Source organism: Flavobacterium xanthum, from assembly GCF_900142695.1.
GTDB classification, from domain to species: Bacteria; Bacteroidota; Bacteroidia; order Flavobacteriales; family Flavobacteriaceae; genus Flavobacterium; species Flavobacterium xanthum.
In genome coordinates, this window is the sequence record NZ_FRBU01000008.1 from 109,994 (window position 1) to 120,392 (window position 10,399).

10 protein-coding genes are annotated in these 10,399 nt (G+C 36.8%); 8 read left to right on the plus strand and 2 right to left on the minus strand.

Features of this window, described 5'->3' with window-relative positions; translation table 11 throughout:
- Positions 1–16: 16 nt before the first annotated feature.
- Complete coding sequence (gene rpoN / locus BUC11_RS05275; protein WP_073352618.1) at positions 17–1,483, plus strand: RNA polymerase factor sigma-54; 1,467 nt, start codon at positions 17–19, stop codon at positions 1,481–1,483.
- A gap of 154 nt (positions 1,484–1,637) precedes the next feature.
- Entirely contained in the window at positions 1,638–2,225 is a 588-nt protein-coding gene (locus BUC11_RS05280) for a Uma2 family endonuclease (RefSeq protein ID WP_073352620.1), read from the plus strand.
- 94 nt (positions 2,226–2,319) lie between these two features.
- On the opposite strand, the gene BUC11_RS05285 is transcribed toward BUC11_RS05280, so the two are convergent.
- Positions 2,320–2,910 (minus strand): thymidine kinase, encoded by a 591-nt coding sequence (locus BUC11_RS05285; RefSeq protein ID WP_073352621.1) that lies wholly within the window; start codon positions 2,908–2,910, stop codon positions 2,320–2,322.
- A 248-nt stretch (positions 2,911–3,158) separates the two neighbouring features.
- On the opposite strand from BUC11_RS05285, the gene BUC11_RS05290 reads away from it, so the two are divergent.
- The 6 genes from BUC11_RS05290 to BUC11_RS05315 all read left to right on the plus strand — a co-directional run bounded on the left by BUC11_RS05290 (position 3,159) and on the right by BUC11_RS05315 (position 9,992).
- The gene (locus BUC11_RS05290) at positions 3,159–4,238 is read left to right on the plus strand and encodes a hypothetical protein (protein WP_073352623.1); all 1,080 of its coding nucleotides are present in this window, start codon (positions 3,159–3,161) and stop codon (positions 4,236–4,238) included.
- A 77-nt stretch (positions 4,239–4,315) separates the two neighbouring features.
- Complete coding sequence (gene rsmI, locus BUC11_RS05295; protein ID WP_073352625.1) at positions 4,316–5,035, plus strand: 16S rRNA (cytidine(1402)-2'-O)-methyltransferase; 720 nt, start codon at positions 4,316–4,318, stop codon at positions 5,033–5,035.
- Positions 5,032–6,084: a flavin monoamine oxidase family protein gene (locus tag BUC11_RS05300; protein ID WP_073352628.1), complete on the plus strand. Its 1,053-nt coding sequence runs from the start codon at positions 5,032–5,034 to the stop codon at positions 6,082–6,084. Before rsmI ends, BUC11_RS05300 begins: the two co-directional genes overlap by 4 nt.
- A 13-nt stretch (positions 6,085–6,097) precedes the next feature.
- A complete protein-coding gene (locus BUC11_RS05305; protein ID WP_073352629.1) occupies positions 6,098–6,442 on the plus strand; it encodes a HopJ type III effector protein in 345 nt (114 codons plus the stop codon).
- A 259-nt stretch (positions 6,443–6,701) separates the two neighbouring features.
- Positions 6,702–8,390: a single-stranded-DNA-specific exonuclease RecJ gene (recJ, locus tag BUC11_RS05310; protein ID WP_073352631.1), complete on the plus strand. Its 1,689-nt coding sequence runs from the start codon at positions 6,702–6,704 to the stop codon at positions 8,388–8,390.
- Between the two features lie 333 nt (positions 8,391–8,723).
- Complete coding sequence (locus tag BUC11_RS05315) at positions 8,724–9,992, plus strand: MFS transporter (protein ID WP_139259423.1); 1,269 nt, start codon at positions 8,724–8,726, stop codon at positions 9,990–9,992.
- A gap of 96 nt (positions 9,993–10,088) precedes the next feature.
- On the opposite strand, the gene BUC11_RS05320 is transcribed toward BUC11_RS05315, so the two are convergent.
- On the minus strand, positions 10,089–10,399 hold a 311-nt coding region (locus BUC11_RS05320), incomplete at its 5' end, for an IS66 family transposase (RefSeq protein ID WP_139259424.1).

Sequence of the window (10,399 nt, forward strand, 5' to 3'; positions counted from 1 at the left end):
CTTTTAAACAATAAAAATGCTAAAGCAATTCTTAAATTTAAAATTATCCCAGAAATTATCTCCTCAGCAAATTCAGCTGATGAAGTTAATTCAATTGCCTACGCAAGCTTTTGAGCAACGATTACTCGAAGAAATGAATGAAAATCCAGCGCTTGAAACTGGAAAAGAAGAAGATGAATACGAGAAAGACGAGTTCGAAAACGAGGATTACGATGATTACGATGATGCCGAATCAGAGCGAATTGAAGCCGAAGACATTAACATCGACGAATATTTAAGCAACGATGAAACGCCAGATTATAAAACACAGGCCAACAATTATAGCGATGATGACGATGATCGCGAAACGCCCTTTGCAGCGCCAGTGAGTTTTCACCAAGATTTAATCAATCAGTTGAACACCTTTATCCTGAATGATGAAGAGCGTGACATTGCTGAATTCCTCGTTGGTAGTATTGATGACATGGGTTATATTCGTCGTAGCGTGGCTGATATGGTCGATGACATGGCGTTTACCCAAGGCATTTACACCGATGAAAAGATGGTGCAAAAAATGCTACAAGTTATTCATGAACTAGAACCCTCCGGCGTAGGTGCGCAAGATTTACAGGAATGTTTGTTGTTGCAATTGAAGCACAAAACACCTACAGAATCTGTGGAACTAGCGACTGATATTATCGAAAATCAGTTTGATGCGTTTACCAAAAAACACTACGATAAGTTAATTCAGAAATACAATGTTTCGAATGAGCAACTGAAAAAAGCCATTCACGAAATAGAGAAATTAAATCCAAAACCAGGCGGTTCTTTCACAGGAAACAACAAGGTAACTGAAAATGTAGTTCCTGATTTTGCCATTAGAATTGTAGATGGCGAACTGGAACTCACCCTAAACGGACGAAATGCTCCTTCCCTGCACGTTTCTAAAGATTATCAGGAAATGATGCAAACCTACAAGGATTCGCGCGATAAATCAGCACAGCAAAAAGATGCTGTACAATTTATCAAGCAAAAATTAGATTCGGCTAAATGGTTTATCGATGCGATTCGCCAGCGTCAAGAAACACTGTTTGTCACCATGAATGCGATTATGCATTATCAAGAAGAATTTTTCCTAGATGGTGATGAAACCAAGTTGAAACCAATGATCTTGAAGGATATTGCCGATATGGTAGGACTGGATATTTCGACAATTTCTCGCGTAGCCAACAGTAAATATGTAGAAACGCCTTATGGCACAAAACTGATTAAGGAATTCTTCTCAGAATCCATGAAAAATGACCAAGGAGAAGATGTTTCTACACTAGAAATCAAGAAAATTCTACAGAACACGATTGAGGAAGAAGACAAGAAAAAACCACTTCCAGACGATCAATTAGCGGAAATTCTTAAAGAAAAAGGCTATCCTATCGCCAGAAGAACCATAGCAAAATACAGAGAACAACTTGATATTCCTGTAGCGAGAATGAGGAAGAAAATGTAAGATTGTTAATTTTAGATTGAGGATTATGAAATGTTCAAGCAATGAAATACTCCGAATCCAATGTCAAATTTGAACCTTATAAATAAAAATACACTGTTGTTGAGCACATTAAAAACGAAGTATTTTTTTAGTAACTTTGTGAAAAAGAAGTTTTATGATAACGGACATCAATCAATTAGATTTAAATAAAACCTATTCCTATGCGGATTACTTGACTTGGCAGTTTCAGGAAAAACTAGAATTGCTAAGAGGGAAGATCTTTAAGATGAGTCCCGCACCAAGTACTACACATCAAAGAATTTCCATGGAGTTGGCAGGTGTTTTATATAATTTTTTCAAACCACATCCTTGTAATCTTTTTGCAGCTCCTTTCGATGTTCGCTTATTAGCCAAAAAGAAAGCTACATTGCATCAAGAAATTTACACCGTGATACAACCTGATTTATGTGTTATCTGTGACGATTCTAAAATTGATGAGCGAGGCGCTATTGGCGCACCTGATTTAGTGATTGAAATCTTGTCCCCAGGGAATTCTAATAAAGAAATGAAGTATAAATTTGATTTATATGAAGAAGCAGGAGTTCTTGAATATTGGATTGTAAACCCAGCCGATAAAACGGTTTTTATATATGTTTTAAAAGACAACGAGTTCATAGGAATGCATCCGTTAATTGAGGAAGATAGTATTCAAAGTAAATTATTTCCAGAATTAGATTTTAAATTAGAATCTATCTTTAATTAAAAAGAAACCCTTTCAGAATTTTTGAACTCTGAAAGGGTTTTATATTTCAATCCAGTTCCGGCTCCTTCTCCTTTGGAGAGGGTTGGGGAGAGGATTACTTCTCCTGATCTTTGCGCATAGCATGGTAATACGCGGCACGACTCAAAGGCTCATATTCTTCGGTTTCGCCTAACATAACGAGTTTGTCATTATCGGTTTTACGGAAACTATAATTAGCGAGATTTCCTGTGCGGGTACAAACGGCGTGAACTTTGGTCACATATTCGGCAGTTGCCATTAATGCAGGCATTGGACCAAAAGGATTTCCCTTAAAATCCATATCCAATCCAGCAACAATTACTCGGATTCCTTGATTGGCCAAATCGTTACAAATTTTCACAATTTCATCATCAAAAAACTGTGCTTCGTCAATGCCTACCACATCACAACCTTGCGCCAAAATAGCAATATTGGCCGCAGCAGGAACAGGAGTGGAACGGATTTCATTAGCGTCATGTGATACGACCATTTCATCATCATAACGCGTATCGATGGCCGGTTTGAAAATTTCGACTTTTTGCTTGGCAAACTGCGCTCTTTTCAAACGACGGATCAATTCTTCGGTTTTACCCGAAAACATGGAGCCACAAATAACTTCGATCCAACCAAATTGTTCTTTATGATTTACTGTATTTTCGAGAAACATTTTGTATTTTTCTAACTTAAAAAATGAATAGTTTTTATTACTTTGTAATAAGTGAACCGACTTAAAAATTTTATACTTTTACGTCGTTTCAAAAGTATAAAAATTATATCAAATCGGGGATTTGCCAGCACTTATTTAAAAAAATAAAAATCTTTTACTTAAATAATCTCATTTTAGATCAAGATATAAAACAGAATACAAAAACGCATCAAAGAAGACCTGCCTAACACCCTATAATTTCAACAGTTATGAAAAAAAAATTGGAAGCCGATTTAATCAGCATTGCACACAGAATATTACAGTTAAAAAATAAATCTGATATCAATCAATTATATTTGGAAACACAGAAATTATACGAAAAACTTTCTGTCTTACGATTTGTGGACGAACATTTTAGCGAAGCAAAACCAACTATTGGTATAACGGAAATTAGTAAAGCAATAGAATCTATTTATGATACAACTGAATCGGTTCAACCGGAAGCAGAAGTTGTAATTGAACAAACTGCTGTAGAAGAAGCTACTGAAACGACTTTGGAACAAAACGCCGCAACAACTCCTTCAGCGGAACAAGAACCAGTTGCAACGGAAGAAGAAAGCGCTGTTGAGGAGGAAGAAACGGTAACTGAGGAAATTGATGAGGAAGAAATAATCGCTGAGGAAACTGTTGCTGAAGAAGGAGATGAAATGCCTTTGGAACAAAGAGGAGAAGTAATTGATGAGACCGAGCAAGAAGAAGAAACTGTGGTAGAACCAGAAATAGTTGCGGCTACGGAAATGGAAATAGAAGAAGAAATAATGGAAACTGAAGCGCCTTTTGAACCTGCTTTTGAATTGTCACAGGAAAAAGAAGTACAGACCGAGTTGGAAATACCAAAGAAAACAGAAGCTGTACAAATCTCTTTTGAAGATCTTTTAGGCGGCAATTATCACGATACACTTTTTGTAAAAAAACAGCAAGTAGATAATATTCCAACTGCAGTAGTCATTGAAGTTCCAAAAGACGATACAGCCACTGAAGCACAAAAATCAGACCCTATACAATCACAAATAGTCGAAAAGACAGAACCGAAAATAGTTTCTTTGAATGATAAATTAGCCAAAGGAATCAACATCGATTTGAATGACCGTCTGGCGTTTATAAAACATCTTTTTGGAAACAGCAGTGAAGATTACAATAGGGTTCTAAGTCAATTGATTACGTTTGATACCTTCTATGAAACTAGAGATTTTGTTCAAGAAATGGTAAAACCAGATTACAATAACTGGCAAGGAAAACAAGAGTATGAAGAACGTTTCATGGATATTATTGAGAAAAAATTCTTGTAAACTTCGTTCTATAGTATTGATTACGCATTTCAACAGTTTCTGATTTTATTAGAAACTTGTACCTAATTATTTTATCTATGTCAAAATTATATATCGTTCCTACGCCTATTGGCAACCTCGAAGACATGACTTTCCGAGCGATTCGGATTCTTAAAGAAGTCGATTTGATTCTCGCCGAGGACACGCGTACGAGCGGAAAATTATTAAAGCATTTCGATATTGGCACGCACATGTACAGCCATCACATGCACAACGAACATAAAACAATCGAAAATCTAATTTCGAGGTTGAAAGCTGGAGAAAATATCGCCTTAATTTCAGATGCAGGAACTCCTGCAATTTCAGATCCCGGTTTTTTATTAACACGTGCTTGTGTTGAAAACGGAGTTGAAGTAGAATGTTTGCCCGGAGCCACGGCATTTGTACCTGCTTTAGTCAACAGTGGCCTGCCTAACGACAAATTTATTTTCGAAGGTTTTTTACCTGACAAAAAAGGAAAACAAACTCGTTATTTGGCTTTAGCCGAAGAAACCCGTACCATGATTTTATATGTCTCTCCACATAAATTATTAAAAACATTGGCGGAATTCATCACTTATTTTGGAGAAGACAGACCGATTTGTGTGTGCAGAGAATTATCAAAACTACATGAAGAAAATGTTCGAGGAACAGTAAAAGAAGTATTAAACCATTTTGAAAAAATAGCTCCGAGAGGAGAAATTGTTGTAGTTGTGGGTGGAAAAACAATAATCAAAGAGCCGAAAAAAAGGAAATTTTCGGAGGAAGAAGAGTCATGAAAAAGCAAAAAGTTATTATAATAGGAGCTGGACTTTGCGGACTTTACACTGCTTTTTTACTTCAGAAAAAAGGTATGGAAGTTCTACTATTAGAGGCCAATACGAGAATTGGAGGTCGCATCAAAACTATTACTGGCACAACCGCTGTCACCATGGAAATGGGTGCCACTTGGTTTGGAAACCAACATAGCCAACTTCTGGAAGTACTGAGATCGTTAGAAATCCCCTATTTTAAGCAACATACACAAGGCATTTCATTATTTGAAACCATGTCTTTTGTTCCACCACAGAAATTCGAAATTTCGGATTCTGAGGAACCTTCTTTTCGCATCGAAGGCGGAACTGAAACCTTAATTAAAAGATTAATTTCTGAAATCGGCATTCAAAACATTAAGACAAATACCAAAATTACAGTAATAAAAGAGGAGAACAACCATTTAATCGTTACGGATTCTGATGGAAAAAGCTATTCCGCCGATAAAGTGATTAGCACAATTCCACCTAATTTGTTAGTGAACTCAGTGGTATTCGAACCTAATTTACCCGAAAATTTCACACAACTAGCCAAGAAAACGCATACTTGGATGGGTGAATCCATTAAATTCGCTGTGGAATATAAAACTCCTTTTTGGAAACAAAATAACTACTCTGGAACGTTATTCAGTCAAGCCAGTATTATTCAGGAAATGTACGACCACAGTACAGCTGATAATTCCGGTTTTGCGTTGAAAGGATTTCTAAACGGTGGAACCGCAGTACTTTCCATGGAGGAACGCAAAGAGAAAGTTATTGCACAGTTAACGACTTTTTTTGGACCTGAAGCCAAAGACTATGTTGCCTATTTTGAGAATGTTTGGAGGAAAGAACCGTTAACATTTCAACCTTATGAACAACTGGTATTGGCACACCAAAATAATGGACATTCTTTATTTAAAAAACCATTTCAAAACGGAAAATTATATGTTTCTGGGGCAGAAACCGCCACACAAAATCCCGGCTATATGGACGGGGCGATTGCAGCTGCAAAAACTATTGCACTAGAATTCTAATACTATTATCAATATGACCATCACCGCTTTTTTAGAAAAATTAAATCAAACGCCGGAAGCCATCACCTTTGCGGAAACTATCGCAGTAATTGAAGCGCACTATGACTTTGCACCAACAGCATTTGAGAACGGTTTACAACACAATTTTGCTGGCGAGAACTCAGGTTCTTGCAAGCTATTGGCTTTCGCCGAAATTCACAATCTCTCTGAAGCCGCTACCTTAGCTTGTTTTGGTGCTTATTATTTTGAAGAAGTTTTGGGAGATCCAGAGGGAACAAATCATCAAAACATTCGAAATTTTATGAAAACTGGTTGGGACGGAATTGCATTTTACGGCAGTGCCTTAGAATTGAAATAAATTACAATGCGATGTCAGGTCAGGTGTAATGTCATTAGGTTAGTGGACTCGTCAGTTCGAGTTGAGTAAAGATTTGCGATAGAAAATTTTTACGAAGTTTCAAGAACCCTGAGAGAATAAAAGCTTCTCGATACAATTTTAAACATTAAAGCTGTCGCATTACTATTCCAAATCACTCGAAGTAACGGTCAAAACTCCTTAAAATTAATGGCATTGCGCTTGACTTCATAAAATTCTAAATCTAAAATCCCAAATTAATATGCGTTGGACACTCAAACCAAAACCTTCCGAAGAAACTGTACAACATTTGGCGAAAGCGTTGAATGTAGAAGATTTTGTAGCCACTTTATTAGTCCAACGCGGCATTGAAACTTTCGATGAAGCTAAGGCATTTTTTCGCCCTTCCTTAGACCATTTACACGATCCCTATCTGATGAAAGACATGGATAAAGCAGTCGAACGAATCGAGAAAGCGATTGAAAACGAGGAAAACATTCTTGTCTTTGGCGATTATGATGTGGACGGAACAACAGCTGTCTCCCTTGTTTCTTCCTATTTGAAAACTTACTACCCTAATGTGGCAACGTACATACCCGATCGTTATGGGGAAGGTTATGGTATTTCATTCAAAGGAATTGACTTTGCTGACGACAATGGATTTTCACTCATTATTGCATTAGATTGTGGCATAAAATCCATTGATCATGTGGGCTACGCCAAAGCACGAAATATCGATTTCATTATTTGTGACCATCATAGACCCGGCCAATTTTTACCGGAAGCCATTGCTATTCTTGACCCAAAACGGGACGATTGTAACTATCCTTATGATGAATTGTGCGGTTGTGGAATAGGTTTTAAATTGATTCAGGCTTTGGGCCAAAACCGAAATGAAACTATTGATGATTTGATTCCGTATCTGGATTTAGTATCAGCTGCTATTGCTGCTGATATTGTGCCAATGACTGGAGAAAATCGAGTACTGGCTTACTTTGGACTGCAAGTCATCAACAGTGATCCAAGACCGGGAATCAAAGCCATCATTCACCAAATAAAAAAACAAACTTTAGATATTACCGATGTTGTTTTCATCATCGCTCCTAGAATAAACGCTGCTGGACGCATCAAACATGGCAATCATGCAGTGGAATTACTAACCGAATTTAATTTTGAACAAGCCCAACAATTTGCTTCTGAAATTGAAGCTTATAATTCAGAGCGAAAGGATTTAGATAAATTAATCACCAAAGAAGCGCTACAACAAATAGCAGAAAATAATGAAAAAGAGCGATTTACTTCCGTAGTATTTCAAGAAAATTGGCACAAAGGAGTGATTGGAATAGTCGCTTCCCGCTTGATCGAAACTTATTATCGACCAACTCTTGTGTTTACTAAAAGCGGCGATAAATATGCGGCTTCGGCACGCTCTGTAAAAGGATTTGACGTGTACAATGCACTCGAGGCGTGTACGGAACATTTGGAACAATTTGGCGGTCACATGTATGCTGCGGGAATGACGTTGAAAGAAGAAAATTATCAAATCTTCAAAGAGGCTTTCGAAAAAGAAGTAGAAAGAACCATTCATCCCGATATGTTAACGCCTGAAATTGCGATTGACGCTGAGATTGATTTTGCTGATATTACTCCCAAATTAATTCGGATTCTGAAACAATTTGAACCGTACGGACCACAAAATATGACTCCCATTTTCCTGACCAAAAATATCAAAGATACCGGTTATGGAAAACCAATGGGACAGGAAGAAGAACATTTAAAGCTTTTTGTCAAACAAAACAATTCTGAGGGTATAGCAGCTATAGGCTTTAATTTGGGAACCAAAATCGAATTGACTACGTATCAAAAACCTTTTGAAGCCGTGTATTGTATTGATGAAAATGAATGGAACGGTAAGTTAAGTATGCAGTTACGCTTGCGAGATATTAAATAGAAGGCACTAAGGTTTTGAGTTTCTATGGTACAAAGTCTGCATTGAAACTAAACAGTACTTAATTTGTTGTAAATAATGATAAAAGAATGACGCACTTTTTTTACCATATAAGTCATATAAGTTTAAGTTTCATTAATGTTAGTCTTATGCCACTTAATCAAAAATAAGCTCATTTAAGGTTTAATACTTATATGACTTTATGTTAAACATTATTGTACTGTTTAATAGCAAGACAATAAATAGTTCCAAGTACTTTAATTCTGATTAGTCCCATTTTTTATAATCATAGCACCTTTGAAACTTTGCCAATAATCACCCATGAAAAAGATTTACATGAAAAAAAACGATCCATATTCAGCGTTACGTTATAAAGAATTTAATATTTTTTTGTTGTTGCGTTTCGCGATGGTATTTGGCTGGTCGATGCAATTTATCGTTATTGAATGGGAAGTGTACAGCTTGACCAAAAATCCATTATCTCTAGGTATGATTGGACTAATGGAAGTCATTCCGGCTATTTCGATGGCACTATTTGCTGGACATATTGTTGACCAAAAGGAAAAAAAAGGATTACTCTTGAAATGCATCTTAGGATTTTCAATCATCAGTTTAGGATTGTTTTTATTTACGTGGCCCCCTTTTATAAAAGATTTCTCTACCAAAACTATTTTATATTCTATTTACTTTTTTGTGTTTTTAGGCGGATTAGTTCGTGCTTTTCTTGGTCCTACTATATTTTCTCTTTTGGCATTGATTGTTCCAAAAAAAATATATCCTAATGCTGCCACTTGGAGTAGTTCTGTTTGGCAAATAAGTTCCGTTTTAGGACCTGCGGTAGCGGGTTTTTCGATCAATTGGATCGGAGTTCATTGGTCCATGTCTGTTGTTTTAGTATGTTCACTTCTTGCTTTAACTGCCTTAACCCAAATTGCGACCAAGCCCATTTTGAATCCAAAAATTGGTGAGCCTATAATGGACAGTTTAAAAGAAGGTGTGAAATTTGTTTTCTACAATAAAACGATTCTTGGCGCTTTATCATTGGATATGATAGCGGTTCTTTTTGGAGGTGCCGTTGCGTTACTGCCCATATTTGCACAAGATATTTTGAAGGTGGGACCAGAAGGATTTGGTGTTTTGAGAGCGGCTCCAGCTGTTGGTGCTTTTTTAATGCTGATTATTTCCGCTTATATTCCGTTTACGAAGAATGCAGGAATGAAACTCTTATCAGCCATTTTTGCCTTTGGAATTTGCATTATCGTTTTTGGACTTTCTTCTGTTTTTTGGTTGTCCGTAGCCGCTTTATTTTTAAGTGGTGTTTTTGATGGGATTTCGGTAGTGATACGGCAAACCATTTTGCAATTAAAAACTCCTGATCACATGCGAGGACGCGTTGCAGCTGTGAATTCTATATTTGTAGGTTCGTCCAATGAATTAGGTGCTTTTGAAAGTGGCTTAACTGCAAAATTGATGGGAACTGTTAATGCAGTGATCTTTGGCGGAAGCATGACACTGATTACCGTGTTTCTTACCGGTGCCGTATCCCCTACTTTTAGAAAACTGGACTTACAAAAAGATGTGGAAGAGCATGAAAAGAGCGAATAAATGCGATTTCAGTGAAAGCGAAACAGTAATTGTTTGTATCCACCCGAGCAACTACATATTGTTTAGTTCAATAAGATTAATGATAGGAGCGTAATTTTACAATGGTTTAGATTCCGCTAGCTGCTTGTAATTGTGGGGATACAGGTCTTTAATATTCTTGTGGTTTATAGATTGGATATTCTCAAGGGTATATTTTAGCCACTCAAAAGGATTTACGTTATGCTTTTTGCAGTTAGAAAAAAAGGTATAGGCCATAGCCGCTCTTTGAGCAGCATCGTGCGATCCGGCAAAAAGATAATTCTTTCTACCCAGGGCCACTGGTCTGATTGCATTTTCCACCAGATTATTATCTATTTGCAAGTTACCATCTAATAGGTATGCCGATAAATTATCCCATCTTGTTTGAG